The sequence below is a fragment of the Streptomyces sp. NPDC002328 genome (genome assembly GCF_042890065.1).
Classification (GTDB): Bacteria; Actinomycetota; Actinomycetes; order Streptomycetales; family Streptomycetaceae; genus Streptomyces.
Genome location: NZ_JBIARQ010000013.1, coordinates 161,406 through 187,335 on the forward strand (window position 1 = coordinate 161,406; position 25,930 = coordinate 187,335).

At 73.1% G+C, this 25,930-nt stretch carries 26 protein-coding genes; 21 read left to right on the forward strand and 5 right to left on the reverse strand.

Annotated elements, in window-relative coordinates:
• Nucleotides 1-99: 99 nt before the first annotated feature.
• The 3 genes from ACFYX4_RS28625 to ACFYX4_RS28635 all read left to right on the forward strand — a co-directional run bounded on the left by ACFYX4_RS28625 (nucleotide 100) and on the right by ACFYX4_RS28635 (nucleotide 3,157).
• On the forward strand, nucleotides 100-576 hold the full coding sequence (locus tag ACFYX4_RS28625) for a MarR family winged helix-turn-helix transcriptional regulator (protein WP_389339318.1): 477 nt from the start codon (nucleotides 100-102) through the stop codon (nucleotides 574-576).
• 197 nt (nucleotides 577-773) lie between these two features.
• On the forward strand, nucleotides 774-2,900 hold the full coding sequence (locus tag ACFYX4_RS28630) for an MMPL family transporter (protein ID WP_389339320.1): 2,127 nt from the start codon (nucleotides 774-776) through the stop codon (nucleotides 2,898-2,900).
• Between the two features lie 68 nt (nucleotides 2,901-2,968).
• On the forward strand, nucleotides 2,969-3,157 hold the full coding sequence (locus ACFYX4_RS28635) for a hypothetical protein (RefSeq protein ID WP_389339499.1): 189 nt from the start codon (nucleotides 2,969-2,971) through the stop codon (nucleotides 3,155-3,157).
• A gap of 22 nt (nucleotides 3,158-3,179) precedes the next feature.
• Here the strand turns inward: ACFYX4_RS28635 and ACFYX4_RS28640 are convergent, their stop codons facing one another.
• Nucleotides 3,180-4,109 (reverse strand): LysR family transcriptional regulator, encoded by a 930-nt coding sequence (locus tag ACFYX4_RS28640; RefSeq protein ID WP_389339322.1) that lies wholly within the window; start codon nucleotides 4,107-4,109, stop codon nucleotides 3,180-3,182.
• A gap of 143 nt (nucleotides 4,110-4,252) precedes the next feature.
• Between ACFYX4_RS28640 and ACFYX4_RS28645 the strand changes: the two genes are divergently transcribed.
• The 5 genes from ACFYX4_RS28645 to ACFYX4_RS28665 all read left to right on the forward strand — a co-directional run bounded on the left by ACFYX4_RS28645 (nucleotide 4,253) and on the right by ACFYX4_RS28665 (nucleotide 8,911).
• Nucleotides 4,253-4,330 (forward strand): putative leader peptide, encoded by a 78-nt coding sequence (locus tag ACFYX4_RS28645; RefSeq protein WP_351405193.1) that lies wholly within the window; start codon nucleotides 4,253-4,255, stop codon nucleotides 4,328-4,330.
• 151 nt (nucleotides 4,331-4,481) lie between these two features.
• The gene (sfnG, locus tag ACFYX4_RS28650) at nucleotides 4,482-5,681 is read left to right on the forward strand and encodes a dimethylsulfone monooxygenase SfnG (RefSeq protein WP_389339324.1); all 1,200 of its coding nucleotides are present in this window, start codon (nucleotides 4,482-4,484) and stop codon (nucleotides 5,679-5,681) included.
• Nucleotides 5,682-5,703: 22 nt separating this feature from the next.
• Complete coding sequence (gene ssuE, locus ACFYX4_RS28655; protein WP_389339326.1) at nucleotides 5,704-6,258, forward strand: NADPH-dependent FMN reductase; 555 nt, start codon at nucleotides 5,704-5,706, stop codon at nucleotides 6,256-6,258.
• A complete protein-coding gene (locus tag ACFYX4_RS28660) occupies nucleotides 6,255-7,487 on the forward strand; it encodes an SfnB family sulfur acquisition oxidoreductase (RefSeq protein WP_389339501.1) in 1,233 nt (410 codons plus the stop codon). The genes ssuE and ACFYX4_RS28660 overlap by 4 nt, the downstream gene beginning before the upstream one ends.
• A gap of 281 nt (nucleotides 7,488-7,768) precedes the next feature.
• Nucleotides 7,769-8,911, forward strand: a complete 1,143-nt coding sequence (locus tag ACFYX4_RS28665; protein WP_389339328.1) for an LLM class flavin-dependent oxidoreductase — start codon at nucleotides 7,769-7,771, stop codon at nucleotides 8,909-8,911.
• 21 nt (nucleotides 8,912-8,932) lie between these two features.
• On the opposite strand, the gene ACFYX4_RS28670 is transcribed toward ACFYX4_RS28665, so the two are convergent.
• On the reverse strand, nucleotides 8,933-9,961 hold the full coding sequence (locus ACFYX4_RS28670) for an acyl-CoA dehydrogenase family protein (RefSeq protein WP_389339330.1): 1,029 nt from the start codon (nucleotides 9,959-9,961) through the stop codon (nucleotides 8,933-8,935).
• A gap of 177 nt (nucleotides 9,962-10,138) precedes the next feature.
• Between ACFYX4_RS28670 and ACFYX4_RS28675 the strand changes: the two genes are divergently transcribed.
• The 6 genes from ACFYX4_RS28675 (at nucleotide 10,139) to ACFYX4_RS28700 (ending at nucleotide 14,964) form a co-directional block, all read left to right on the forward strand.
• Nucleotides 10,139-11,023 carry a glycoside hydrolase family 19 protein gene (locus ACFYX4_RS28675; protein WP_389339332.1) on the forward strand — a complete coding sequence of 295 codons (885 nt, stop codon included), beginning with the start codon at nucleotides 10,139-10,141 and terminating at the stop codon, nucleotides 11,021-11,023.
• 29 nt (nucleotides 11,024-11,052) lie between these two features.
• Nucleotides 11,053-11,946 carry an aldo/keto reductase gene (locus ACFYX4_RS28680; protein WP_389339334.1) on the forward strand — a complete coding sequence of 298 codons (894 nt, stop codon included), beginning with the start codon at nucleotides 11,053-11,055 and terminating at the stop codon, nucleotides 11,944-11,946.
• Nucleotides 11,947-12,092: 146 nt separating this feature from the next.
• Nucleotides 12,093-12,575, forward strand: coding sequence for a hypothetical protein (locus ACFYX4_RS28685; RefSeq protein ID WP_389339336.1), 483 nt, complete (start codon nucleotides 12,093-12,095; stop codon nucleotides 12,573-12,575).
• 110 nt (nucleotides 12,576-12,685) lie between these two features.
• Nucleotides 12,686-13,138, forward strand: coding sequence for a DUF6086 family protein (locus tag ACFYX4_RS28690; protein ID WP_389339338.1), 453 nt, complete (start codon nucleotides 12,686-12,688; stop codon nucleotides 13,136-13,138).
• Between the two features lie 100 nt (nucleotides 13,139-13,238).
• Nucleotides 13,239-13,637 carry a VOC family protein gene (locus tag ACFYX4_RS28695; protein ID WP_389339340.1) on the forward strand — a complete coding sequence of 133 codons (399 nt, stop codon included), beginning with the start codon at nucleotides 13,239-13,241 and terminating at the stop codon, nucleotides 13,635-13,637.
• Nucleotides 13,638-13,884: 247 nt separating this feature from the next.
• Nucleotides 13,885-14,964: an adenosine deaminase gene (locus ACFYX4_RS28700; protein ID WP_389339342.1), complete on the forward strand. Its 1,080-nt coding sequence runs from the start codon at nucleotides 13,885-13,887 to the stop codon at nucleotides 14,962-14,964.
• Here the strand turns inward: ACFYX4_RS28700 and ACFYX4_RS28705 are convergent.
• Nucleotides 14,946-15,461 (reverse strand): DUF664 domain-containing protein, encoded by a 516-nt coding sequence (locus ACFYX4_RS28705; RefSeq protein WP_389339344.1) that lies wholly within the window; start codon nucleotides 15,459-15,461, stop codon nucleotides 14,946-14,948. The two genes, ACFYX4_RS28700 and ACFYX4_RS28705, sit on opposite strands and share 19 nt — an antisense overlap.
• A 130-nt stretch (nucleotides 15,462-15,591) precedes the next feature.
• Nucleotides 15,592-16,476 (reverse strand): LysR family transcriptional regulator, encoded by an 885-nt coding sequence (locus tag ACFYX4_RS28710; protein ID WP_389339346.1) that lies wholly within the window; start codon nucleotides 16,474-16,476, stop codon nucleotides 15,592-15,594.
• 125 nt (nucleotides 16,477-16,601) lie between these two features.
• On the opposite strand from ACFYX4_RS28710, the gene mgrA reads away from it, so the two are divergent.
• The 5 genes from mgrA to ACFYX4_RS28735 all read left to right on the forward strand — a co-directional run bounded on the left by mgrA (nucleotide 16,602) and on the right by ACFYX4_RS28735 (nucleotide 22,506).
• The gene (gene mgrA / locus ACFYX4_RS28715) at nucleotides 16,602-17,594 is read left to right on the forward strand and encodes an L-glyceraldehyde 3-phosphate reductase (RefSeq protein ID WP_389339348.1); all 993 of its coding nucleotides are present in this window, start codon (nucleotides 16,602-16,604) and stop codon (nucleotides 17,592-17,594) included.
• A gap of 385 nt (nucleotides 17,595-17,979) precedes the next feature.
• Nucleotides 17,980-18,390 (forward strand): hypothetical protein, encoded by a 411-nt coding sequence (locus ACFYX4_RS28720; protein ID WP_389339350.1) that lies wholly within the window; start codon nucleotides 17,980-17,982, stop codon nucleotides 18,388-18,390.
• A 68-nt stretch (nucleotides 18,391-18,458) separates the two neighbouring features.
• Nucleotides 18,459-20,816, forward strand: a complete 2,358-nt coding sequence (locus ACFYX4_RS28725; RefSeq protein WP_389339352.1) for an FHA domain-containing protein — start codon at nucleotides 18,459-18,461, stop codon at nucleotides 20,814-20,816.
• Nucleotides 20,817-20,824: 8 nt separating this feature from the next.
• A complete protein-coding gene (locus ACFYX4_RS28730; RefSeq protein WP_389339354.1) occupies nucleotides 20,825-21,424 on the forward strand; it encodes a hypothetical protein in 600 nt (199 codons plus the stop codon).
• Nucleotides 21,424-22,506: a serine/threonine-protein kinase gene (locus ACFYX4_RS28735; protein ID WP_389339356.1), complete on the forward strand. Its 1,083-nt coding sequence runs from the start codon at nucleotides 21,424-21,426 to the stop codon at nucleotides 22,504-22,506. The genes ACFYX4_RS28730 and ACFYX4_RS28735 overlap by 1 nt, the downstream gene beginning before the upstream one ends.
• On the opposite strand, the gene ACFYX4_RS28740 is transcribed toward ACFYX4_RS28735, so the two are convergent.
• The gene (locus ACFYX4_RS28740; RefSeq protein ID WP_389339358.1) at nucleotides 22,487-23,785 is read right to left on the reverse strand and encodes a streptophobe family protein; all 1,299 of its coding nucleotides are present in this window, start codon (nucleotides 23,783-23,785) and stop codon (nucleotides 22,487-22,489) included. The genes ACFYX4_RS28735 and ACFYX4_RS28740 overlap by 20 nt on opposite strands.
• A 222-nt stretch (nucleotides 23,786-24,007) precedes the next feature.
• On the opposite strand from ACFYX4_RS28740, the gene ACFYX4_RS28745 reads away from it, so the two are divergent.
• Both ACFYX4_RS28745 and ACFYX4_RS28750 read left to right on the forward strand, forming a co-directional pair.
• Complete coding sequence (locus ACFYX4_RS28745; RefSeq protein ID WP_389339360.1) at nucleotides 24,008-25,327, forward strand: DUF6777 domain-containing protein; 1,320 nt, start codon at nucleotides 24,008-24,010, stop codon at nucleotides 25,325-25,327.
• A gap of 108 nt (nucleotides 25,328-25,435) precedes the next feature.
• Nucleotides 25,436-25,888 (forward strand): ATP-binding protein, encoded by a 453-nt coding sequence (locus ACFYX4_RS28750; RefSeq protein WP_389339362.1) that lies wholly within the window; start codon nucleotides 25,436-25,438, stop codon nucleotides 25,886-25,888.
• Nucleotides 25,889-25,930: the final 42 nt, after the last annotated feature.

The window sequence follows — 25,930 nt, forward strand, 5'->3', positions numbered from 1 at the left end:
CCCTTCCTATCGTTTCCACCCGGAGACCGGTCGTGGATGCGGCGATGAGGTTCCGTGCGCACGATCGGGTGATCCGCGGCCAGCGACTACCCTGACCGCGTGGCCACAGCGAACGACAACGCGCCCGCGGCGCCGAGCGACCTGCACGCCTTCGCCGTCCGGCTGCGGCGGATGAACGGCGAGATCAACCGGCTGGTCCACGGGTTCGCCGGCGTCCACGGGCTGCACGCCACGGACGTCCAGGCGCTGGCCGCGATCCTCGACTCCGAGGAGCCGATGACCCCCAAGCGTCTGCGCGAGCACCTCGGGCTGACCTCGGGGGCCGTCACCGCGTGCGTCGACCGGTTGGAGCGCGCCGGGCACATCCGACGGGTGCGGGAGAGCACCGACCGCAGGGTGGTCCATCTGCACTACGCGGCCGACGCGCGGTCGGCCGCCCGCACCTACTTCCGGCCGCTGGCCGAGGCGACCGAGGCCGCCCGCACCCGCTTCACCGAGGACGAGCTGTCGGTGGTGCTGCGCTTCCTCACGGCGATGGGCGAGGAACTGGCGGAGGTCACGCCTCCCGCCCGCTAGACCGGAGTCGATTCCCGCATCCGGGGGCCGGCCGTCGGCGGAAGAACAGATGCCGGTTAGGATCCCCAGGCAAACTGACTCGATGATTGAGATTGTTTGCCATTGAGATACCTGTTCGTGTCAGTCGTCAGTCGTCAGTCGTCAGTCGTCTGCCGTCCCCTGTCGCCGTCCTCTGCCCGCCGTTCGCTGGGAGAACGATGTCCGTCACACCCCGACGCGCCCGCTGGTTCGTCCCCCTCCTCCTCGTTGTCGTCTGGATCGGCGTCGGCGGCGTCCTCGGCCCCTACGCCGGGCGTCTGGGCGAGGTCGCCACCAACGACCAGGCCGCGTTCCTGCCGCGCAGCGCCGAGTCCACCGAGGTCATCGCCGCGCAACGGGCCTTCCGGCAGGACGAGACGCTCCCCGCGATCGTCGTCTGGACCGGCGACGGGGGCGCCGAGGTGGGGGACCGGCGCGCGGACGCCGACCGGGCGCTCGCCTCCCTCGCCGACGCCCCCGGCGTCACCGGCCGGGCGTCGCCCGCCCTGCTCTCCGAGGACGGGAAGGCCATTCAGGGCGTCGTGCCCCTGCGCCCCGACCTCGGCGACGGGATCGCCGCCGCCCTCGACGGCATCCGCGCCGCCGCCGAACGCGTCCCGGGCACCACCGTCCACCTCGCCGGACCCGCCGCGACCCAGGCCGACCTGTCCGACGCCTTCGCCGGCATCGACGGCCTGCTCCTCGCCGTCGCGCTGGTCACCGTCCTCGTCATCCTGCTGCTCGTCTACCGCAGCCTGCTGCTCCCGCTGGTGATCATCCTTGGCGCGGTCTTCTCCCTGGGCCTCGCCTGCGCGGTCGTCTACGCGCTGGCCGACCACGACGTGGTGCGCGTCGACGGGCAGGTCCAGGGCATCCTGTCCATCCTCGTGATCGGCGCGGCCACCGACTACGCCCTGCTGCTCACCGCCCGCTTCCGCGAGGAACTCACCGCGCGCGCCGACCGGTTCGAGGCGGCGCGGGCCGCGCTGCGGCGGTCCTGGGGGGCCATCGTGGCCAGCGCGGCGACCGTCGCCCTCGGCCTGCTCGCCCTGCTGATCAGCGACCTCACCAACAACCGGGCCCTCGGACCGGTCGGGGCGATCGGCATCGTCGCCGCCGTCGTCAGCACCCTGACCTTCCTGCCCGCCGTCCTGGTCCTCCTCGGCCGCGCCGCCTACTGGCCCGCGACGCCCCGCCCGGACGCCCGGCCGGGCGCCGGCGCCGGGGTCTGGCGCCGGGTCGCGGAGTTGGTCGACCGGGCGCCGCGCAAGGTGTGGGCGGTGTCGCTGGCCGGTCTGCTCGCCTGCGCCGCGTTCTCCCCGACCCTCACCTCCCGGGGCGTGCCGCTCGACGAGACCTTCGTCAACGACGCCCCGTCCGTCGCCGCGCAGACCACGCTCGCCCGGCACTTCCCCGGCGGCGCGGGCAACCCCACGGTGGTCGTCGCCGACGCCGCGCGCGTGGACCGCGTGGTCGCGACGGCCGAGGACACCGGCGGCGTCGCCTCGGCGGCCCCGGTCGCCGCGTCCGGCCGGCCCGGCGGCGCACCCCTCGTCGTCGACGGCCGCGTCCGCGTCGACGTCACCCTGGACGCGGCGGCCGACAGCGACGCCGCCAAGGACACCGTCGCGGCGCTGCGCACCGCCCTGCACGCGGTGCCCGGCGCGGACGCCCTGGTCGGCGGCTACACCGCCCAGCAGTACGACACCCTGCGCACGGCGGAACGGGACCGCGCCCTCATCGTCCCCGCCGTCCTCGTGATCATCTTCCTCATCCTGACCGCGCTGCTGCGCTCGCTGCTGATGCCCGCCCTGCTCGTCGCCACGGTGGCCCTCAACTTCCTCGCCACGCTGGGGGTGTCGAGCCTCGTCTTCCGGCACGTCTTCGGCTTCACCGGCACGGATCCGTCCGTGCCGCTGTACGGGTTCGTCTTCCTGGTGGCGCTGGGCGTCGACTACAACATCTTCCTGATGTCCCGGGTCCGCGAGGAGTCGCTGCGGCACGGGGTGCGCGAGGGCGTCCTGCGCGGGCTCGTCACCACGGGCGGCGTCATCACCTCGGCGGGCGTGGTGCTCGCCGCGACGTTCGCCGCGCTCGGCGTGATCCCGCTGGCCTTCCTCGCCCAGATCGCCTTCATCGTCGCTTTCGGCGTCCTGCTCGACACCCTCGTCGTGCGCTCGCTGCTGGTGCCCGCCCTGGTGCGGGACATCGGCCGACGGGCCTGGTGGCCGGGACGGCTCAGCCGCGCCGACGACACCGCGGGAGAAGCAGGGGAAGCAGGGGAAGACGCCGTCGTACGGACGTGAACATGGTCGCGCCGATCCCGGGCAGACGCGGAGACAGGAAGCCGGAGGACAGGAAGTCATCGGCGTCGATACTGGAGGTGGCTGCCGCTATGGGCGCGAAGGTGTTGGAGCGTTTTCCTGCGGGAGCTCCGCGCGGATCGTGGCCGGCGGAGGAGTTCGCGGCGCGGCGGCGCGCCGAAGGCGAGCCCGCGACCGTGGTCATGGATCTGAAGTCGGACGCCTTCCTCGTCGTGGTGCCGGCGGGCGACGAGGAATGAGCCCGCCGGGCCGCCCGGCCGCTCAGCGGTCGGCCGTGCCCAGCCCCCGCGCCGCGCCCAGCTCCCGCGCCGTGCGCACGAACACCTCGTGCAGATCCCGGGCGGCCTGCGGTACGGACTCCGCGCGGCGGCGGCGCAGCATCAGCAGCACCCGGGTGCTCTCCCCGGCGATCGGCCGGCAGGTGATCGCGCCCCGCCGCTCCAGCGGATCCCCGACCACGCTGAAGTCGGGCAGCACCGTCGCCCCGAGCCCCTCGGCGACCATGAGCTTGCCCATCTCCGCCCCGTCGGTGGAGTAGGCGAAGGCCGGGCCCCGGCCGCCCAGCAGCCGGTGCACATAACGGTGCATCACATAGCCGGACCGCATCCCGATCAGGGGCACGTCGACCAGGTCGTCGGCCGACACCGTCGGCTGCGAGGCGAGCGGGCTGTCGGGGCGTACGCACACCACCGGCCGCCCGCGCAGCAGTTCGGTGGACTCGAACTCGGCCGGCATGTCGTCGCCGTCCAGATGGTTCACCAGCCCGAGGTCGAACCCGCCCTCCAGCAGCGCCCGGTGGATGTCCGTCTGCTGGGCGCCCACCACCTCCACCTGCGTCAGGGGATGCGCGGCCCGGAAGTCCCGCACGGCCGGGATGAGCAGCGGCACCGTCGCCGCGTTCACCGTGCCGACGCGCACCATGCGGCTGATGCGGTGCTGTTCGCCCGCCGCAGCGCGCAGCCGGTCCACCGCGTCGAGCACGCCGATGATGTGGGGCAGCAGCTCACGGCCGGAAGCGCTCATCGTCGCGCCGGACCGTTTGCGCTCCAGCAGGTCCACGCCGAGCTCACGCTCCAGATTGCGCACCGTCTCGCTCAACGCGGGCTGGGAAAGGCGCAGTTCCTCGGCGGCCCGGCGCAGCGAACCCAACCGGGTGACCGCCGCCATGTATTCCAGCTGCTCTGTTCGCACGCCGCAAGAATGCGCGCGCATATCGCGCCGGTTCAAGGGTTTCCCTGTCACACCTTCGTGAAATTCAATGGTCCGCGATACGAGACCGGTCGGGTCTTCCTTGACGGCCCGGACGGGCGGCTGCCACGATCGACGACATGAAGATGCGACTGGACCTCACGCGGCGACGCCACGTCGACCTCGCGCGCGTCTCCAGCGCCTCCTGTCGCGCCGCGGCCTGATCCCTCCCCCTTTCCGCGATCCGCCGCGCTTTTCCCTTTCCCCCGCCTGAATTCAGCGTGCCGAGCGCCCGCGCGCGTTCCCCGACACCTCCGCGCCTGTGCGGCGTGTGAATTCGGCGTGCCCGAAAACTTTCCGCAACAGGAGTTCCGCATGCCCGCCGAGCCCGTGCCGACCGATCAGACCGCCAAGACCCCTCAGACGGTGGAGTCCGTACAGCCCGTTCAGCCCCTGCAATTCGCCTACTGGGTCCCCAACGTCAGCGGCGGACTCGTCACCAGCAAGATCGAGCAGCGCACCGACTGGGGATACGAGTACAACCGCGAACTCGCCGTCCTCGCCGAGAACAACGGCTTCGACTACGCCCTCAGCCAGGTCCGCTACATGGCCAGTTACGGCGCCGAGTACCAGCACGAGTCGACCGGCTTCAGCCTCGCGCTGCTCCTCGCCACCGAGCGGCTGAAGGTCATCGCCGCCGTCCACCCCGGCCTGTGGCACCCCGGCGTCCTCGCCAAGTTCGGCGCGACCGCCGACCACCTCTCGAACGGCCGTTTCGCCGTCAACGTCGTGTCCGGCTGGTTCAAGGGGGAGTTCACCGCGCTCGGCGAGCCCTGGCTGGAGCACGACGAACGCTACCGCCGCTCCGAGGAGTTCATCCGCGCCCTGCGCCAGATCTGGACCGAGGACCACACCGAACTCGCCGGTGACTTCTACCGGTTGCGCGACTTCTCCCTCAAGCCCAAGCCCCTCAACACGCCCGAGCGGCCCCACCCCGAGATCTTCCAGGGCGGCAACTCCACGGCCGCCCGCGCCATGGCCGGCCGGGTCTCCGACTGGTACTTCTCCAACGGCAAGGACTACGACGGCGTGACCGAGCAGATCGCCGACGTCCGCGCCTCCGCCGCCCAAGCGGGCCGTACGGCGCCGAAGTTCGGCCTCAACGGCTTCCTCATCGCCCGCGACACCGAGGCCGAGGCCCGCGAGACCCTCCGGGAGATCGTCGCCAACGCCGACAGCGAGGCCGTCGCGGGCTTCGGCGCGGCCGTGAAGCAGGCGGGCCAGTCCACCGCCGACGGCAAGGGCATGTGGCAGGACTCCAGCGTCGAGGACCTCGTCCAGTACAACGACGGCTTCCGCACCGGCCTGATCGGCACCCCCGAGCAGATCGCCGAACGCATCGTCGCCTACAAGCAGCTCGGCGTCGACCTCTTCCTCCTCGGCTTCCTCCACTACCACGAGGAGGTCGAGTACTTCGGCAGGCGCGTCCTGCCCCTCGTCCGCGAGCTGGAGGCCGCGCTCCCGGACGAAGAGACGCGGGATCCGCGGTCCGTCCCCGCCCACGCCCACGCCTGACCACACCCCCGAAAGAGGACCCATGGCCACCGTCCTGTCCGTCTCCGGCAGTCCCTCCGCCTCCTCCCGCACCGGCCGTCTGCTGCGCCACCTCGACCAGCGGCTGGCCGCCCAGGGCCACGAGGTGATCCCCCTCGACGTGCGCACGATCCCGGCCGAGGCCCTGCTCGGCGCCGACTTCCGGCACCCCGCGATCGTCGAGGCCACCGAACTGTTCGCCCGCGCCGACGGGATCGTCGTCGGCACCCCCGTCTACAAGGCGTCCTACTCCGGAGTCCTCAAGGCGCTCCTGGACCTGCTGCCGCAGTACGCGCTCACCGGCAAGACCGTGCTGCCGCTCGCCACCGGCGGCTCCGTCGCCCACGTCCTGGCCATCGACTACGCGCTGCGGCCCGTCCTGAACTCCATGGGCGCGGCCCACATCGTGCAGGGCTGGTTCACCCTGGACAAGGACATCACCGCCCACGAGGACGGCTCGATCACGGTCGCCCCGGCCGCCGCCGAGGCCCTCGGCCAGGTCCTCGACCAGTTCTCCGGCGCCCTCGGACGGACGCCGTACCTGGCCGCGGCGAGCTGACCGTGACCACCGCACACGTCACCGCCGCCGACAACGGCATCACCGCCGCCGCACACGTCATCGCCGACGACGCGGAGGCCCTCGCGGTCGCGGCGGCCCTGGCCGACGAGTTCCGCCCGGGAGCCTCGGCGCGGGACGCCGAACGCCGCCTGCCCCGGGCCGAGTTGGACCGCCTTGCCGCGTCCGGACTGCTCGCCGTCACCGTCCCCGCCGAGCACGGCGGGGCGGACGTCGGCGCGCGGACCCTCGCGGAGGTGTTCCGGCTGCTCGCCGCCGCGGACGCCAGCATCGCCCAGATCCCGCAGAGCCACTTCGCCTACGTCAATGTGATACGCCGTCAGGGCGGCGAGGAACAGCGGAAGTTCTTCTTCGCCGAACTCCTCGCGGGCCGCCGCTTCGGCAACGCCCAGTCCGAGGCGGGCACCAAGCACGTCCAGGACATCAGGACCCGCCTGGAGCCCCAGCCCGACGGCTCGTACCGCCTCGACGGGGTCAAGCACTACTCCACCGGCGCCCTGTTCGCCGACTGGATCCCCGTCCTGGCCCGCGCCGAGGACGACAAGCTGCACGTCGCCTACGTCCCCGCCGACGCCCCCGGGCTGACGGTGATCGACGACTGGGACGGCCTCGGCCAGCGGACGACGGCCAGCGGCACCGTCCGGCTGGACGGCGTGCCGGTGCCCGCCGACCGCGTCCTGCCGCACCACCTCACCTTCGAGGGGCCGCAACTCCACGGAGCGGTGGCCCAGTTGCTGCACGCCGCGATCGACGCCGGCATCGCCGCGGGCGCGCTCGCCGAGGCCGTCGAGTTCGTGCGGACCAAGAGCAGGCCGTGGTTCGAGAGCGGCGTCGAGACGGCCGCCGAGGATCCCCTGCTGATCCAGCGGTTCGGCGAACTCTCCCTCCAGGTGCGGGCGTCGGAGGCGCTGCTGCGCACGGCCGCCGACGCCGTGGACGCGGCGACGGCCCGACTCACCGACGACACGGCCGCCGAGGCGTCCCTCGCGGTCGCCGCCGCGAAGGTGCAGGCGGCGAGGGCGGCCGTGGACGTGTCGAGCGCCCTGTTCGAAGTCTCCGGCACCCGGTCCGCCCTCGCCTCCGCCAACCTGCACCGGCATTGGCGTGACGCCCGCACCCACACCCTGCACGACCCGACCCGCTGGAAGATCCAGCACCTCGGCCGCCACACCCTGAACGGCACCCGACCGCCCCGCCACGGCCTCCTCTAGGGCCTGTCCGGCGGATCATGCCGCAGACGCGGGGCTTGGCACGCCCTCCCCCACTGCCTGAAGGGCGTGGGGGTACCCCCAGCGGCGTTGTCGTCGGTCGCCGACTCCCCCACTCTCGGCTTCGCTCGAGCGGGAGGGGCCCCCATCGCGTCGACTCCCTCCTCCGCCTTGCAGCTGAACGCACCAAGCCCCGCTCACCTCTGCTGATGAGCCACCGTCGGTTTCCTGCGACTTGATCCGCCGGACAGGCCCTAGCGACACCCCCGAACGGAGACCCCCACATGTCCCTCACCTTCCACTGGTTCCTCCCCACCAACGGCGACAGCCGCCATGTCGTCGGCGGCGGCCACGGCACCCCGGCCACCGCCTCCGGACGGGACCGGCCGCCGACGGTCGCCTACCTGAGCCAGATCGCCCGCGCGGCGGAGGACCTCGGCTTCGTGGGCGCGCTCACCCCGACCGGCGCCTGGTGCGAGGACGCCTGGCTGACCACGGCGATGGTCAGCCAGCACACCGAGCGGCTGAAGTTCCTCGTCGCCTTCCGCCCCGGATCGGTCTCCCCGACGCTGGCCGCGCAGATGGCCTCCACCTTCCAGCGGCAGTCCGGCGGACGGCTCCTGCTGAACGTCGTCACCGGCGGCGAGAGCCATGAGCAGCGGGCCTACGGCGACTTCCTCGACAAGGACGGCCGCTACCGCCGTACCGGCGAATTCCTCGACATCGTCCGGCAGTTGTGGGACGGCAAGACCGTCGATCTCCAGGGCGAGCACCTCCAGGTCGAGGACGCCCGGCTGGCCCGGGTGCCGGATCCGGTGCCCGAGGTGTACTTCGGCGGCTCCTCGCCGATCGCCGGCGAGATCGCCGCCCGGCACGTCGACGTCTACCTCACCTGGGGCGAACCGCCCGCCCAGGTCGCCGAGAAGATCGCCTGGATCCGTGGGCTCGCGGCGAAGGAGGGGCGCACCCTGCGGTTCGGCATCCGGCTGCACGTCATCACCCGGGACACCTCCGAGGCGGCGTGGGCGGAGGCCGGGCGGCTGCTCGACGGGTTCGACCCCGAGACCGTGCGGTCCGTCCAGGCCGGGCTGGCCCGCAGCGAGTCCGAGGGGCAGCGGCGGATGCTGGCCCTGCACGGCGGCGGCCGTGACGGGCTGGAGATCCACCCCAACCTGTGGGCCGGGATCGGCCTGGTGCGCGGCGGCGCGGGAACCGCGCTGGTGGGCAGCCACGCCGAGGTCGCCGAGCGGATCCGGGAGTACGCGGCGCTGGGCATCGAGGAGTTCGTGCTGTCCGGCTACCCGCACCTGGAGGAGGCGTACTGGTTCGGCGAGGGCGTACTGCCGCTCCTGGCCCAGCAGGGCGCGTGGCACCACCCCTCCCGCACAGACACCGCCCCGTCGACACAGGTACCGTTCGCCGGCTGACGCCGCGCCCGCGGGGAGGAGTCAGCCCGCCAGCGCCCGCAGATGCGCCGCCCGTGACTCCTGTGTCTGTCCCTGGACGAGGAGGAACAGGGCCTCCCGCGCCAGGCGTTGGGCCCTGTGGGTCAGCAGCATCGAGCGTCCGCCGCCCGTCACCACCGCGGCGACCGTGGCTGCCTGGAGGATCTCGTACGCCTGTGTCCTGAGGGCCAGTTTCTCCGCCAGGTGCTCGTGCGGGTCGGGGTGGTCGGCCAGGGCGTAGGCGTGGTGGCGGGTCTCGGTCAGGCGGGCGCGCAGGGGAGTCGCGGTGTCCTCGTCGAGCAGGGCGAGGGCCGCCTCCGTCAGGCCGAACACGGCCGGATTCGCGCTCACCGTCTTCGGGCGGTCCGCCGCCGCCCACCGCTCGTACGGCGTCCGCAGGACGACCGCCTCCTCCGGCGCCCGCAGGCCGTCCAGCTCCAGGGAGACGGTGCGGGCGGCCGTCAGCGCCGCGAGGCGCATCGGCTCCGAGGCGTGCAGACCCGGCTGCTCCCGGGCCTCGGTGAAGACGAACAGCGCCTCGTCCGCGTCGGTCACACCGGCCAGCAGCATCACGTCGTTCAAGCCCCAGCCCGTGAACCAGGGCACCGTTCCGTCGAAGCGCCAGCCGCCGCGCTCCCGGCTGGCCCGGACGGGCGTCCGCGGATGGGCCCGCAGATGGGCGTAGGCGACCCCGGAGAGCAACTCCCCGCGGGCGAGCGGGCCCAGCAGGCGGTCGCGCACCGGACCCTCGCTCCGCGTCAGCGTCAGCACCGGCGTGTGGTGCTGCGTCTGCACGAACCAGGTCGAGCAGCACGCCCCGGCGAGGATCTCCGCCGTCTCCCGCACAACAGCCGCCGGAGCCGCCGAACCCCCGTACTCCGTGGGCGCGTTGAGCCCGAGCAGGCCTGAGCGTCTGATCTCCGTGAGGTGGCTCGCCGGGACGCTCTCCTGGTCGACGCGTTCGGCGTGCGGGGCGAGGAGGGTGTCGGCGAGGTGGCGGGCGCGGAGGACGAGCGGGTGGGGCGCGGTCATGAACGGATTCTTCCTCATGCCCGCGTCCCGGTGCCGCCACGGCCGCCGGGATCGCCGCCCCGCCTGCCATGGCCATCGCCGATTGGTCTGTACCAAATTGGTCCAGACCCTTGACCGGTCCAAGCCAAAGCGGTTGGGTGAACGTCAACCCCCCACCACCGCGAAGGAGTTGACCCCATGCCGAGGCGTCGTCTCTCCGCAGTCCTCACCGCTCTCGTCCTCGCGACCGCCGCCCCCGTACTGCTCCCCGCGCAGAGCGCCTCCGCCGCGCCCTGCTCGAGCTACCCCGCCTGGGTGGCCGGGCGCTCGTACAACGCCGGGGACGTCGTCCGCTACACCGACGGCAAGGCGTACATCGCCGAACACGCCAACCCGGGCTACGACCCCACCATCAGCACCTGGTACTGGGAGCCGTACGCCTGTGACGGCTCGGGCACCCCGTCCGGCTTCGTCGTCAGCGAGGCGAAGTTCAACCAGATGTTCCCGAACCGGAACTCCTTCTACACGTACAGCGGGCTCAAGGCCGCGCTCAGCGCCTACCCGGCCTTCGCCGCCACCGGCAGCGACACCACCAGGAAGCAGGAAGCCGCCGCCTTCCTCGCCAACGTCGGCCACGAGACCGGCGGACTGGTCCACGTCGTCGAGCAGAACACCGCCAACTACCCCCACTACTGCGACTGGAGCCGCCCCTACGGCTGCCCGGCCGGCCAGGCGGCCTACTACGGACGCGGCCCCATCCAGCTGAGCTGGAACTTCAACTACAAGGCGGCGGGCGACGCCCTTGGCATCGACCTGCTCAACAACCCCTGGCGGGTGCAGAACGAAGCCGCCGTCGCCTGGAAGACCGCCCTGTGGTACTGGAACACCCAGTCCGGCCCCGGCACCATGACCCCGCACAACGCCATGGTCAACGGCGCGGGCTTCGGCCAGACCATCCGCTCCATCAACGGCTCCCTGGAGTGCGACGGCAAGAACCCCGCGCAGGTCCAGAGCCGCGTCACCAACTACCAGCGCTTCACCCAGCTCCTCGGCGTGACGCCCGGAGGAAATCTCTACTGCTGAGCCTCGCACGGGTGTGCCACACTCCGCCGATGACCACCGAAACGATCACCGCGGACGCCGCAGGCACCTGGCGACTCGGCGACCTGACCGTCAACCGCATCGGCCTCGGCGCGATGCGGCTGACGGGCAGCGCCGCCTTCCACCTCGGCACGCCGAGCGACCGCGACCGGGCGATCACCGTCCTGCGCGAGGCGATCGAACTCGGCGTGAACCACATCGACACCGCGGCGTTCTACTTCTCGTCGCTGCGCTCGGCCAACGAACTCATCAACAGCGCGTTGGCCCCGTACCCGGACGACCTGCTCATCGCCACGAAGGTCGGCCCGTTCCGCGACTGGACGGGGGAGTGGGGCACCTCGGCCCGCCCGCAGGACCTGCGCGGCCACGTCGAGGAGAACCTGCGCCAACTCGGCCGCGACCACCTCGACCTCGTCTATCTGCGCCGGATGCGGCAGGACTCGATCGCCGAGCACTTCGGCGCGCTCGCCGAACTCCGCGACGCGGGCCTGATCCGCCACCTCGGCCTCTCCGACGTCGAACCCCGCCACCTCGCCGAGGCGCAGGCCATCGCCCCCATCGTCAGCGTCCAGAACCGCTACGGACTCGGCGACCGACCGCCCGCGACCGAGGAACTCCTGCACGTCTGCGGGCGACAGGGCATCGCCTTCGTCCCGTTCTACGCCATCGCCGGCGACGCGGGCCCCCAGGGCGCGACCAGCGCCCACACCGACGCCGTGCTCGAAACGGCCCGGGTCCACGACGCGAGCCCCGCCCAGATCCGACTGGCCTGGACCCTCTCCCAGGGCCCGCACATCCTCGCCATCCCCGGCACGGGCGACCCCGTTCACCTCAAGGAGAATGTGGCGGCGGGCGGGCTGCGCCTCACGGAGGAGGACGTGCGGCGACTCGGCGCGCCTCACTGACGCGCATGTCGGGGGCGGCCCGGAGACCCCGTCCGGGACCCGACCGAGGGCCCGCACGAACGCTCGTCACGGCCCCGTCCGGTGTCTACGCTCCGAAGAAGCGGCTGTGCCGGTGCTTCTCGGGCTCGTGAACGGGGTGACGGGTAGTGGAAGAACGATCAGACAGCAAGGGGCAGGACCACGAAGAGATCGCGGAGCTGCGGGCTCGCGCGGAGGCCGGGGACCGCAACGCGGGAGGCCGGCTGGGGGAGTTGCTGGCCCGCAACGGCGATCGCGAAGGCGCGCTGCGGCAGTGGGCCCACACCTACGGCGACACCGCGTCCACGACCAGACGGCTGGCCGAAGTGCTGGCACAGCGCGGTGAGTTGGCAGCCGCCGTGCAGGTGTGGAGGTTCTCGGACGACGTATGGCAGAACCCGGCCGGCTTCCACACGGAGTACATGGCGACGCTGGACCCCGAAGACCGCCTGGAGGAGGACGATCCCGAGGACTGGGCGTTCATGGAGAGGGAGCAGCTGGTCAACCTGCTGGCCAGATGGGGCGATGACGCCGCGATCGCCGAACTCCGCGCCCTCGCCGAGGGCGGGGAATGGCTCGCGGCGAGAAAGCTGCGCGAACTGGGCCTGTGAAGCGACCAGTTGGCGAACTGTCCATCACTCGTTCGCCGTTCGGGTCCCAGTTGATCAACTGCCCTACGATGGGCAGGCATCAGGGCGGCTGAACTGTGGGGGGAACGGCGATGAGCATCTACTTCGAGGTCGGCGACGAGACGCTGTGGAACCCGTCCGACGGAGCCGGCCGCCTCTTCCTGCGGCAGGTCGAGCTCTTCGAGGCGGACCTCGGGCTGCCCTCGGGGATCGGCCCGGGTCGTTTCCCCGGAGACCCGAGCACGCTGGCGGTCGCCCCGGCCGTGTACGCGGAGTTCGTGCACGGCCTGGTCGCCCGGCACTGCCGGACCGGACACGCCGTGATCCTCACGCTCTCCGAGGGCTTCGTCGCGACGGCGGTCGCGCTCGCCCGGCGGGCGGGGATCGAGGTGCCGATCCCTGAACCCTCGACCGAGTCCGATGACGTGCGCGGCGGCGGGCGGCGCGATGTGCAGGTCCCCGGCGACCCCCGGGCCACGCCGGGCTCCGTCGCCGCCGCGCTCGATGCGCGGGCGCGGGACATCGATCGCTGGATGGCCTACTGACCGGCGCGACCCCGGCGTTCCCGCGAGCGCGCGGCGCGACTGGCGTCCCGCAGGTTTTACGTATAACCTCTCCCGTCAATCGCCCCTCCGAGAGGTCCCGATGGCTCGTATCGCCCTGGTCACCCTCGTCGTCGACGACTACGACGACGCGCTCCGCTTCTACACCGACGCCCTCGGCTTCCGGCTCGTCGAGGACGAGCCGCGGCCCGACGGCTCCCGGTGGGTCGTCGTGCGGCCGGGCGAGCACCAGGACGGCACCGGGCTGCTCCTCGCCCGCGCCAAGGACGACGCCCAGCGCGCCCGGGTCGGCGACCAGACCGGCGGCCGTGTCGGCTTCTTCCTGCACACCGACGACTTCGCCGGCGACCACGCCCGGATGCGCGCCGCCGGGGTGACCTTCCTGGAGGAGCCCCGCCACGAGCCGTACGGCTCGGTCGCCGTCTTCCAGGACCTGTACGGCAACCGCTGGGACCTGCTCCAGCCGGCCACGGGCGACTGACCTCCGAGCCTGACCTCCCGAGCCTGACCTCCGAGCCAGACCTCCAGTCTGACGTCCGAGCCAGACCTCCGAGCACCCCCGGGCCCGGCTCCGGCCCGCACGGTCCGGGCCCGCCGCCCCCGGCTCCCGCCCGCCGACCCCGCCGCACTCCGTACGCCCCGCCCCTCCCGCACCGCACGCATGCCCCGCACGCCCGCTCACCCTTCCGCCCGCCCCGCCCTCCCGCACGTCCGAGGAAAGACACACCATGACCGCTACGCGCGTAGACGCAGACCTGATCCGCCGGCTCCCCAAGGCCGTCCTGCACGACCACCTCGACGGCGGTCTGCGCCCCGCCACCGTCGTCGAGCTGGCCGAGACCGTCGGGCACGCCCTGCCCACCACCGACCCGGACGAGTTGGCCGCCTGGTACTTCGAGGCCGCCAACTCCGGTGACCTGGTCCGCTACATAGCCACCTTCGAGCACACCCTCGCCGTGATGCAGACCCGGGAGGGCCTGCTGCGCACCGCCGAGGAGTACGTGCTCGACCTGGCCGCCGACGGCGTGGTCTACGGCGAGGTGCGCTACGCCCCCGAGCTGATGCTCAAGGGCGGTCTGACCCTCGCCGAGGTCGTCGAGACCGTGCAGGAGGGCCTCGCCGCCGGCATGGCGAAGGCCGCCGCCGCGGGCACCCCCGTCCGGGTCGGCACCCTGCTGTGCGGGATGCGCATGTTCGACCGCACCCGCGCCACCGCCGACCTCGCGGTCGCCTTCCGGGACGCCGGCGTCGTCGGCTTCGACATCGCCGGCGCCGAGGACGGCTTCCCGCCCGCCGACCACCTGGACGCCTTCGCGTACCTGCGCGGCGAGAACGTGCCGTTCACCATCCACGCCGGCGAGGCCCACGGCCTGCCCAGCATCCACCAGGCGCTCCAGGTGTGCGGCGCGCAGCGCATCGGCCACGGCGTGCGCATCACCGACGACATCCCCGACCTCGCGGCCGGCAAGCTCGGCCGGCTGGCCGGCTGGGTGCGCGACCGCCGGATCGCGCTGGAGATGTGCCCCACCTCCAACCTCCAGACCGGCGCCGCCTCCTCCATCGCCGAGCACCCGATCACCGCGCTGAAGGACCTCGGCTTCCGCGTCACCCTCAACACCGACAACCGTCTGGTCTCCGGCACGACGATGACCCGCGAGATGTCCCTCCTCGTCGAGGAGGCCGGCTGGACGGTCGAGGACCTGCGCACCGTCACGGTCAACGCCCTCAAGAGCGCGTTCATCCCGTTCGACGAGCGCAACGCCCTCATCGAGGACGTCGTCCTGCCGGGTTACGCCGCCGCGCTCTGAAGCAGCCCGCGCGCGTAGGCGGCCTGTCCGACGTGCTGGAGGTCGTCGGACAGGACGCTGACCAGCCGCACGCCGAGCGTGACCGGCGGGTCCCAGTCCTCGTCCACGACCCGCTCCAGCTCTGCCGCGGTCAGCGCGCGCAGCGCCTGGAGGGTCTGCGTGTGGACGGCGTCGTAGTACCCGGTCAGCAGCTCGGGTGAGTCGACCCGCACCCGGGCGACCTGCGCCGCGCCGTGGCCGTACCCGGTGTCATGGCGCGGCAGGTCCAGGCCGAACCGTTTCTCCCAGTCCTGGGCCAGCCACACCTGGTCGAGCCCGAAGGCGTCCGAGACGTGGTCGTCCTGGACGCGGGTGAGGTGCCAGACCAGCCAGGCCACCGAGTTGGTCTCGGCGGTGGGGCGGGCGTTGAGGTCGTCGGGGTCCAGGCCCTCGACGGCGGCGTGGACTTCTTCCCGGATGCGGTCGTACGCGTCGATGAGGACGTCCTTCGCATGCATACGTCCACCATCGCGCACCGCGCGGCCCCCCGCCCCCGCTTTGGTCCCGCCCGTCCGCCCGTCCGCCCGTCCGCCCGCGCCTGCTCACGTCCCCTCGGCCTCACTCGGCCTCTCCCGGCCTGGCTCGGCCTCACTCGCCCCCCGTCTCCAGCAGCGTCATCAGCGCTCGGGCCGCCGGGCTGGTCGCCTCCGGGGGCGGCAGCAGGGCGACGGTCTCGTACACCACCTCGCCCGTGCCCTTCAGCGGCAGCGCGGTGAGCGCCTCCCGCTTGTGCCGGAAGTGGCGCGGCACGACGGCGACGCCGAGGTTCTCGTCCACCAGGTCCAGCAGGCTGTGCACGTCGTTGACCTCCAGGGCGACCGTGCGGCGGACGCCCGCGGCGGCGAAGGCGGCGTCGGTGGCGCGGCGCGGCCCCCAGTCCGGGTGGAAGTCGACGAACACCTCGCCGGCGACGTCGGCCGGGGCGAGCGCCGCCGCGCCGTCGGCGAGCCGGTGGTCGGGATGGCAGAGCACGTACATCGGCTCGCCGGCCAGCGGCGCGGAGCGCAGCTGATCGCTGTCGGCCTGGGTGCGGTAGGCGAACGCCAGGTCCAGCCGCCCGGCCGCGACCTCCTCGGCCAGCGCGCCCGAGCCGGACTGCCTGAGCCGGATCTCCACGTCCGGGTGCCGCCGCCGGAACGCGGCCAGCAGCCCCGCCACCCGCACACCCGCGATGCACTGCTCGGTGCCCACCGCGAGCGTGCCGCGCACCACGCCCTGCACGGCCGCCACCGCCTCGTGGGCCGCCCGCACCTGCGCCAGGATCCGTTCCGCCTCCGCCAGCAGCGCCCGCCCCGCCTCCGTCAACGTCACCCGGCGGGTCGTGCGCACGAACAGCGGCGCGCGCAGCTCCCGCTCCAGGGCCCGGATCGACGCCGACAGGCCCGACTGGGACACCAGCAGGCGTTCGGCGGCCCGGGTGAAGTGCTGGTCCTCGGCTACCGCGACGAAGTGCTGGAGGTGGCGCAGTTCCATGATTGAGAAGCCTATCCGCTGAATTCCATCGGATTCTTCTGTTGGACCACTACCCGCAGGTCGCGCCAGAGTGGGTAGCCGTTCCCGCGGACCGACCGTCCGAGCCAACCCCTCCTGGAGTCGCGTTGTACACCGCACACCCCGACCGCTACGCGGACATGCCCTACCGGCGCACCGGACGCAGCGGCCTGAAGCTCCCCGCACTGTCGCTCGGCCTGTGGCACAACTTCGGCCCGGACCGGCCGGTGGAGACCCAGCGGGCGATCCTGCGGCGCGCCTTCGACCTCGGCATCACCCACTTCGACCTCGCCAACAACTACGGCCCGCCGCCCGGCGCGGCGGAATCCGCGCTCGGCGGCTTCCTGAAGACCGACTTCGCGGCCTACCGCGACGAGCTGGTGATCTCCACGAAGGCCGGCTATCTGATGTGGCCGGGCCCGTACGGCGAGTGGGGTTCGCGCAAGTACGTGCTGTCGTCGCTGGACCAGAGCCTGAAGCGGATGGGTCTGGACTACGTCGACGTGTTCTACTCGCACCGCCCCGACCCGGAGACTCCGCTGGAGGAGACGATGGGCGCGCTGCACTCCGCCGTCCAGCAGGGCAAGGCGCTCTACGTCGGCGTCTCCAACTACTCGGCGGAGCAGACCCGCGAGGCCGCGCGCATCCTCGGCGAGCTGGGCACCCCGCTCCTCATCCACCAGCCGCGCTACTCGATGCTCGACCGCCGTCCCGAGTCCGGGGGCCTGCTCGACGCCCTGGACGAGCTCCAGGTCGGCTCCATCGTCTTCTCCCCGCTGGAGCAGGGCGTGCTCACCGCCCGCTACCTCGACGGCATCCCGGAGGACTCGCGGGCCGCGAGCGACAGCCCCTTCCTGAACTCGGACAAGCTCACCGGGGAACTGGTCGGCAAGCTCCGCGCGCTGGACGAGATCGCCAAGTCCCGCGGCCAGTCCCTGGCCCAGATGGCGCTGGCCTGGGTGCTGCGCGGCGGCCGGGTGACGTCCGCCCTGGTCGGCGCGAGCAGCGCCCGGCAGATCGAGGACAGCGTCGGCGCGCTGGACAACCTGGACTTCGCCGCCGGGGAGCTGGCCCGCATCGACGCCGTGATCAACGGCTAGCCCCGGAACGGCGATTGGGGCGTCGGACGTCCGGCGGCTTCTACCTCACCCGCGGATCCTGACAAGTCCACGGGTCCGGAAGAAGCCGACGGACTTCCGCCCCCGCGATCCGGACCCCGCCCCCCGCAATCCGGACCAGCCCCCGCTGACGCGCAGGCCCATGGCGAACCCCGCCTCGAGCACCCCGTGTCCATGACCTCCCCCGTCCCCGACCGGCACACGGTTTCGGCCATGAACGCCGGTGAATATGCCAGGAGACTGGCCGGAATGTCATGGTGACAGTGTTTCAGTTGTGAACATACTCGAAGGTCAGGGGCAGTTCACCCCAGAGGAGCCGCACGGAAAGCGAGGCCGCACCGGCGAGCGAGCGACGGGGGAGAAGGTCGTGCACGACGAATTCCTGTGCCATGTCACCGCATACGGCGTCTGCGACGGCCGGCGCATAGGCGTCCCGCTCGGCACCTACCGGGCTCCGACCCTGGCGCTCGCCCTGTGGTGGCTGCGCGACCGGGCCTCCTGGATCGCCGAGCGGCTCGACCCGCACCCCGACGACGCGCCCTACCCGCCCGGCGCCCTCGTCCCCGTCTCCGACACCGTCGCGGACGTGCCCCGGCTGCTGCGCGCCTGGTGCGCCGACATGGACCAGCAGGAACTGGTCGCCGACGAGTTGGCCGGCGGACGCCTGGTGCGGATCGCCGTCTGCGACGAGACCACCGAGTACGAACTGCTCGCCGAGTCGGTCGACGCCCTGCGCATGCAGCGCACCATCCCGGCGCTGGTGCTCCCGGTCGGCTGACCGCACTCCCGGGACCGGCGCCGATACCCGAATGGGCGCACCCGGTGCCAAATCGATAGAATTCGGTCATGGTGGAGCGCCCGTTCGCCTCGACGGCTCCCGAACTCGTCCTGAACACCGCGACGGGTTCCACAGTGATGTTTCCCGGCCGCGACTACCGCGTCGGCCGCGACCCCCTCAGCGACATCGTCCTCGACGACGTCCGCGTCTCCTGGCACCACGCGGTGCTGCGCCCCGAGGGCGACCACTGGACCGTGGAGGACGCGGACAGCACCAACGGCACCTACGCCGACGGCCGCCGCGTCCGCGCCTCGGACATCGGCCCCGGCAGCGTCCTGCGCTTCGGCAGCCCCGACGACGGCCCGAGCGTCCTGCTGACCGGCCACCCCGCCCCGGCCGCCCCCGAGCCGCCCGGCCCCTCCGCGGTGTCCGAGCCCGCGCTCACCGGCACCTTCCGCCATCCCACCAGCGTCCGCCCGCTGCCCGCCCGCACCGCCCGCACCGTCCGCATCGGCCGCGCCCCCGACAACGACCTCGTCATCGACGACCTGGTCGTCTCCCGCCGGCACGCCGAACTGCGCGCCCTGCCCGACGGCGGCTACGAGATCACCGACCTCGACAGCCACAACGGCACCTATCTCAACGGCCTGCCCGTCACCACGGCCCCGATCGGCCACGGCGACATCGTCGGCATCGGCCACTCCGCGTTCTGCCTGGTCGGCGACGAACTCCAGGAGTACGTCGACACCGGCGAGGTCTCCCTCGACGTGCAGGACCTCACCGTCGCCGTCGACCGCGGCCGCAAGGTCCTGCTCGACCACGTGTCGTTCCCGGTGGGGGAGAAGTGCCTGCTCGCCGTCGTCGGCCCCAGCGGCGCCGGCAAGTCCACCCTCCTCAACGCCCTCACCGGCCAGCGCCCCGCCGACCACGGCACCGTCGTCTACGACGGCCGCGACCTCTACCGCGACTACGCCGAACTGCGTCAGCGCATCGGCCTGGTCCCGCAGGACGACATCCTGCACGCCCAGCTCACCGTGCGCAGCGCCCTCACCTACGCCGCCGAACTGCGCTTCCCGCAGGACACCGCGCCCACCGAACGCCGGGAGCGGGTCTTGGAGGTCATCCGCGAACTGGGCCTGGAGCAGCGCGCCGACCAGCCCGTGCACAGCCTCTCCGGCGGCCAGCGCAAACGCGTCAGCGTGGCCCTGGAACTGCTGACCAAGCCCTCGCTGCTCTTCCTCGACGAGCCGACCTCCGGACTCGACCCCGGCATGGACCGCTCGGTGATGCACATGCTGCGCGGGCTCGCCGACGACGGCCGGACCGTCATCGTCGTCACCCACAGCGTCCTCAGCCTCGACGTCTGCGACCGGCTCCTGGTCCTCGCCCCGGGCGGCAAGGTCGCCTACTACGGGCCGCCCGAGGACGCCCTCGCCTTCTTCGGCTTCGCGCAGTGGCCCGAGGCCTTCGAGGCCTTCGAACGCGACCGGGAACGGGACTGGGCGGGGGAGTACCACGACTCGTCGTACCGGCGGCACTACGTCGTCAACTCAAGCGCCCAGCCGCACCTGGACCGCTCGGGCCCGGTGATCATGCCGCCGCCGCCCCGGCCCCGCAGCCGCGTCGCCCAGCTCGGCACGCTGGTGCGCCGCTACTCGGCCGCGCTGATCGCCGACCGCACCTTCCTGATCATCATGATCGCGCTGCCGTTCGTCATGGGAGCCATGGCCCGCGCCCTCGCCGGCGGTCAGCTCACCCGGGACACCGCGATGAACGCGCTGCTGATCCTGTGCGTCGGCGGCGTCCTCACCGGCGCGGCCAACGCCGTGCGCGAACTCGTCAAGGAACGGGTGATCTACCGGCGGGAGCGGGCCGTCGGCCTGTCCAGATCCGCGTACCTGATGTCGAAGGTCGTCGTCCTGGGCGTCGTCACCATCGTCCAGGCGGTCGTCCTGACGCTGGTCGCGCTGCTCGGCGTCGACCTCAACGCACCCGGAGGCAAAGGCGTGTTGATGCCTCCGCTGATCGAGATCACCCTCGCCGTAGCCCTGCTGGCGTTCACCGCGATGATGCTCGGCCTGGTGGTCTCCGCGCTCGTGCGCAAGGAGGAGGTGACGATGCCGCTGCTGGTGCTGCTCGCCATCGTCCAGGTCGTCTTCTGCGGCGCGCTGCTGAAACTGAACGGCGTGCCGGGGCTGGAGCAGCTGGCGTGGCTGGTGCCCTCGCGCTGGGCGTTCGGCGCGATGGCCGGCACCCTCGGCCTGGCCCGCATCGTCCCCGGCAACCTGACCGGCGACCCGCTCTTCGCGCACTCCGCGCACGTGTGGCTGCTCGACATCGGCATGCTCGTCGTCCTCTCGGCCGCCTTCGGGTACGTCGTCTCCCGTCTGCTGCGCCGGCACGAACCCGCCGTGATGCGGAAGTAGGCGATGCGATGGCGACCCCCGCCTTCCGGCCCACGCACGTCGTCTCCCCGCAGGGCATGCCCGCCTGGGAGGCGCCCGACCCCGCCCGGCCGACCGTCCCCCTGGACCCGCTGCTGCCCGTCCGGCTCATGGAGCGGCGCGGCGACTGGGGGCACGTGCTGTGCGCCAACGGCTGGTCGGCCTGGGTGGACGGCCGCCGGCTGGTCGCCGTGCCCCAGGAGCCGCCCGGCGCGGACGACCCCCTCACGGCCGTCGCCGACCCGCGCCCCCTCCTCGGCCGCGCCGAAGCGGCCCTCGCGCGCTACCGGGCCGCGGTCGAGGAACTCGCCGGCGGCGGCCTCGACGGCGAGACCTTCCGCCGCCGCACCGACGGCCTGCGCGTCGGCGTGGTCGTCGACGGCGAGTCGATGTGGGTGTACGACCCGGCCGAGGAGCGCTGGGCGTACGGCGACGGCACGGCGCTGAGCACCTACGCGGCCGACGAACCGCCCGCCGCGCCCGAGGACGCCGAGCGGACGCGGGCCGCCGAGGACAGCGGCCACGCGCGGGCCGCCGAGGACCTCGGGCACGCCCCCACCCGGGTCGTCACCCCGAAGGGAGAACCCTGATGGCCCGCGAGTCGAGCCTGTTCTCCGGCCGGCCCTTCGAACCGATCGGACGGCAGGTGGCGAGCTACCGCATCGAGGAGGAGATCGGCCGCGGCGGCATGGCCGTCGTCTACCGCGCCCGCGATCTGCGCCTGGACCGGACGGTCGCGCTCAAACTGCTCGCTCCGGAGCTGGCCCGCAACGACACCTTCCGCAAGCGGTTCACCCACGAGTCCCGGGTCGCCGCGGCGATCGACCACCCGCACATCGTGCCCGTGTTCGAGGCCGGCGAGACCGACGGCGTGCTGTACATCGCCATGCGCTACGTCGCCGGCAGCGACCTGCGCCACCTCATCGACAGCCGGGGCCCCCTGCCGCTGCCGACCGCCGTGCGCATCGCCGCGCAGGTCGCCTCCGCGCTGGACGCGGCCCACGAACACGGTCTGGTGCACCGGGACGTCAAACCGGGCAACATCCTGGTCGCGCGCGGCACCGACAGCGACCACCCCGAGCACGTCTATCTCACCGACTTCGGCCTGACGAAGAAGTCGCTGTCCCTCACCGGTTTCACCAGCGTCGGCCAGTTCGTCGGCACCCTCGACTACGTCGCCCCCGAGCAGATCTCCGGCCGCCCGGTCGACGGCCGCTGCGACGTCTACGGCTTCGCCTGCGTCGTCTACGAGAGCCTCGCGGGCCGCCCGCCCTTCCGCCGCGACGACGACATGGCCCTGCTCTGGGCCCACCAGTACGACGAACCGCCCCCGCTGACCGGGACCCGCCCCGATCTGCCGCCGCCCGTCGACGAGGTGTTCGCGCGGGCCCTCGCCAAGAGCCCCGACGAACGCCACCCCACCTGCCTCACCTTCGTCGCCGCGCTGCGAGCGGCCGGCGCGGGCAGTGGCCCCGGGCCCGCGGGCCACCCGCCGACGCAAGCGATACCCCAGCCGATGCGCCGGTCGACACCCCAGCCGACGCCCCAGCCGACACCTCGGTCGACACCCCAGCCGATGCGCCGGTCGACACCCCAGCCGACGCCTCGGCCCGCGACCGCGCCCCGTCCGCCGCGCTGGGCGGCCCCGGTCGTCAGGGGCCGGGCCCCCTGAACCGGCCGGTCCCGCCCGGCGGCTCGCCCCGGTGCCGCACCCGGCGGGCCGGCAGCCCGCCCAGGAACCCGGCGACCAGCCCCCACAGCACGGCGAAACCCAGGGCCGTCCACAGTCGCGGGCGCAGGAACAGGTCGCCGGACAGGCCGGCGCCGCCCAGGTCGCTGATCCCGAACAGGGAGAGGCCGTAGTGCGCCGAGACCCGGCCGAGCAGGCAGATCGTCAGCACCGTCAGCAGCAGGGCGACCGCCATGCGCACGGCATGCCGCCACAGCGGGATCCGGGCCGGTGAACGGGCCGCCATCACGAACGCCGCGCCCAGCAGCAGCACCGCGTCCACGACGACCAGCCACCACACGCGGCCGTCGCGCTCGGCGAGGGTGCTCAGGTTCAGCGTGGCGGTGTCCGAGCCGCGCATCGCCTCGTCCAGCACCCTCGGCATCGGCAGCCCGAACGGCCCCTGCACCCGCCCCTCCCAGCTCGCGCCCAGCCCGATGGTGAACGCGAACCAGACCAGGTTGGGCAGCCCCAGGAGCACCACCGCCAGCGTCTGCGCCGGACGGCCCCGGGTCGCCGCGACGACGAGGGCGACCACGACGCCCAGCGCCACGCACGCGAGGAGCAGCGCCACCATCGCGTACGCCGCCGGCCGCACCGACTCCTGGAAACGCAGCAGACGCGCCGGCAGCGGCGCCCCGCGCGACACGAGCAGGGCCAGCACCAGCACACCGGCCAGCCACAGCAGTCCCACGACGAGCGTCAGCGGCACGTTCGTCGTGAAGCCCACGCGCGGACTCACGCCGAAGACCTCGCCCAGGTCGGTCAGCGTGTCGTCGCCCAGCGACACCGCGAAGGTCTGCCGGGCGGCGAGGGCCAGGGCCAGCACGCCGAGCAGCCACACCACGGCGATCCGGGCCGCCCAGCCGGCCAGCTCCGGCGCGCCCGCGACCGCGCGATGGCGCAGCGGCCACAGGAACCCGGCGGCCGTCACCAGGGCCCCGGCGAGACTCACGGACAGCGGGACCACCGTCAGCCCCGCCTGCGTGTCGGCGATGCCCCCGGCGTCCCCGGAGAGCTCGACCGTGCCGCCCACGGCCGTGACGACGGTCGCCGCGACCACCCGGGGAAACGCGCCGTCGGGCAGATCCGCCGCCCCCGCCGCCCACAGCCCGAGCGCGGCCACGACGCCCATGACGACCAGCCCGGTGAGCGCCACGGCGAGCGCCTGCACCCAGCCGTGCCGGGCGACTGCCTGAGGGGAGGGCGCGGTCCGGCTCACCCGGCCCACGCTAGGCAGCGCCCGGACCGCCCGCCCGCCGGGAGGGGCCGTCCGCGTGCCACGGGCGTTCCGCCGTCCGCCGCCTGCCCCGCGGCCCCCGTGTCCGCTTGCGGGCGGGACGCGACCGATGCACACAATGGGGATGATCTGGATCAAAGCGGCGTATTCCGCCTGAGCCGCCGCAGACTACGCGCATGGCAGACGCGCAGGTGGGGAGTGCCGGTGAGCGTCGAACCCCCGTCCTCGGGCCGCCCCACGGGTCCGCCCTCCGGCCCCCTGTCGGGCCCCTCCCAGCCCCCGCCCGTCCCGCCGCCCGACGGCTCCTGGGGCGGCCCGCCCGGCGGATCCTCGGGCGGGTCCTCGGGCGGGGCCTCGGGTGGAACGCCGGGCGGGCCGCCGTCCGGCGGCGGCCCCGAGCCGCGCCGCCCGTGGTGGAAGTCCGTCCCCCGGACCGCCCTGCTCGCCACCGCCCTGGTCGTCGCGGTCGCCGTCGTCCTCGTCGTGACCCTCGGCCGGGGCGGCGGCGGTGACGGCGGCGCCGCGCCCGCCGGGGAGGGCGAGGTCTTCCTCCAGGCGGCCGGCGGGACCGGCCCCGACCCCTTCACCGAGTCCACCGCCACCGACAGCTCCGTCCCGCCCACCACCACCGCGTCCGTCACCGCCTTCGACACCGCCACCCCGTCCGCCAACGCCCTGCGCGGCGTCGACGGCGCGACCCCCGGCCTGTACGGCGGCACCCGCAGCGTCGCCGCCTGCGACGTGGAGAAGCAGATCACCGCCCTCCAGGCGCAGCCCGCCAAGAACAGCGCCTTCGCCTCCGTCGCCGGCGTCGGCCCCGGCGCGGTCCCCGCCTACCTGCGCTCCCTCACCCCCGTGAAACTGCGCATGGACACCCGCGTCACCAACCACGGCTACCGCGACGGCGCCGCCACCCCCTACCAGGCCGTCCTCCAGAGCGGCACCGCCGTCCTCGTGGACGCGCACGGAGTGCCCCGGGTGCGCTGCGCCTGCGGCAACCCGCTGACCCCGCCCGTCGCCCAGCGCACCACTCCCCGCACCACCGGCGAGCCCTGGCCCGGCTACCGGGCCGCGAACGTCGTCGTGATCACCCCCTCGGCCACCGTCGTCGAGGCCTTCGTGCTCTACGACGCCGACACCGACACCTGGTTCACCCGCGACCGCGGCGACACCGGCGACAAGGACCGCCCCACCGAACCCCGGACGACCCCGACCGCGCCGTCCGCGAGCCCCTCCCTCCCGAACGGCACGACGACCCGCGACCCCGGCAGACCGTCCACCGGCCCCTCGGCGCCGAGCCCGCGGTCCGACGCGCCCCCGCCCTCCGGGACCGCGCCGACCGGCCCGGCCTCACCGCCCGGCGCGTCGACCGAGCCGCAGAGCGAGCCGGAACACGAACCCGAGACCGAGGACGCGCCGCCCACGCCCGCCCCGCCGCCGAGCGACGCGCCGAGCCGCCCGGCGTCGCCCTCGGCCGAGAAACCTGCCTCTCCCGAGCCCCTGACCAGCGAACCCACGCTGTGAGCCACTCCATGTCCGGGCCGCAGAAGCGGGTGGACTGCGACGCGCCGCACGGGGTACGAGCACTGGTGCAGCAGCGTCCGGCCAGTCCGGCCTCCTAGAGAGAATCGCATGATCGAGCACCTGGACGGGGCAGTGATACCGACTGGTTTCGACGTACCCGTGGAACCGCTCCGGCGAGCGGCGCACTACACCGGCGAGCCCGGTTGCATCGCCGAGGCACGCGAGTTCGCGGCCCACTTCGTCGACCAGCTCAGAACGGAATGGTGCGCCGCCGTCGACGAGCGGGTGAACGGCGAGCTGATGCTGGTCGTCAGCGAACTCGTCACCAACGCCGAACGGCACAGCAACGGCCCGTACATCCTGGAGTTGGAGGGAACGGACTCCGTCGTGTCGGTGGCCGTCTACGACAGCAGCGACGCGCTGCCCCTGCGCTTCCCCAAGGACCCCACGCGGATCGGCCGGCACGGGCTGGAGATCGTGCACGCGGTGGCGGCGGAGGTGACCGCCGAGCGGGTGCCGGTCGGCAAGCGGGTACGCGCCCGGCTCAAGCTCGGCGGATGACCCCCGTACGCCGTCCCCGCCCGCTCGGACCCCGTCCGCACG

Excerpts from the sequence above, each read along its gene's own strand:
- ssuE (WP_389339326.1), top strand. The coding sequence starts at position 5,704 with ATGGCCACCGTCCTGTCCGTCTCCGGCAGTCCCTCCGCCTCCTCCCGC.
- ACFYX4_RS28695 (WP_389339340.1), top strand. The coding sequence starts at position 13,239 with ATGGCTCGTATCGCCCTGGTCACCCTCGTCGTCGACGACTACGACGAC.
- ACFYX4_RS28705 (WP_389339344.1), bottom strand. The coding sequence starts at position 15,461 with ATGCATGCGAAGGACGTCCTCATCGACGCGTACGACCGCATCCGGGAA.
- ACFYX4_RS28730 (WP_389339354.1), top strand. The coding sequence starts at position 20,825 with ATGGCGACCCCCGCCTTCCGGCCCACGCACGTCGTCTCCCCGCAGGGC.
- ACFYX4_RS28710 (WP_389339346.1), bottom strand. The coding sequence starts at position 16,476 with ATGGAACTGCGCCACCTCCAGCACTTCGTCGCGGTAGCCGAGGACCAG.
- ACFYX4_RS28680 (WP_389339334.1), top strand. The coding sequence starts at position 11,053 with ATGACCACCGAAACGATCACCGCGGACGCCGCAGGCACCTGGCGACTC.
- ACFYX4_RS28725 (WP_389339352.1), top strand. The coding sequence starts at position 18,459 with ATGGTGGAGCGCCCGTTCGCCTCGACGGCTCCCGAACTCGTCCTGAAC.
- sfnG (WP_389339324.1), top strand. The coding sequence starts at position 4,482 with ATGCCCGCCGAGCCCGTGCCGACCGATCAGACCGCCAAGACCCCTCAG.
- ACFYX4_RS28645 (WP_351405193.1), top strand. The coding sequence starts at position 4,253 with ATGCGACTGGACCTCACGCGGCGACGCCACGTCGACCTCGCGCGCGTC.
- ACFYX4_RS28665 (WP_389339328.1), top strand. The coding sequence starts at position 7,769 with ATGTCCCTCACCTTCCACTGGTTCCTCCCCACCAACGGCGACAGCCGC.
- ACFYX4_RS28700 (WP_389339342.1), top strand. The coding sequence starts at position 13,885 with ATGACCGCTACGCGCGTAGACGCAGACCTGATCCGCCGGCTCCCCAAG.
- ACFYX4_RS28750 (WP_389339362.1), top strand. The coding sequence starts at position 25,436 with ATGATCGAGCACCTGGACGGGGCAGTGATACCGACTGGTTTCGACGTA.
- ACFYX4_RS28670 (WP_389339330.1), bottom strand. The coding sequence starts at position 9,961 with ATGACCGCGCCCCACCCGCTCGTCCTCCGCGCCCGCCACCTCGCCGAC.
- ACFYX4_RS28675 (WP_389339332.1), top strand. The coding sequence starts at position 10,139 with ATGCCGAGGCGTCGTCTCTCCGCAGTCCTCACCGCTCTCGTCCTCGCG.
- ACFYX4_RS28735 (WP_389339356.1), top strand. The coding sequence starts at position 21,424 with ATGGCCCGCGAGTCGAGCCTGTTCTCCGGCCGGCCCTTCGAACCGATC.
- ACFYX4_RS28630 (WP_389339320.1), top strand. The coding sequence starts at position 774 with ATGTCCGTCACACCCCGACGCGCCCGCTGGTTCGTCCCCCTCCTCCTC.
- ACFYX4_RS28690 (WP_389339338.1), top strand. The coding sequence starts at position 12,686 with ATGAGCATCTACTTCGAGGTCGGCGACGAGACGCTGTGGAACCCGTCC.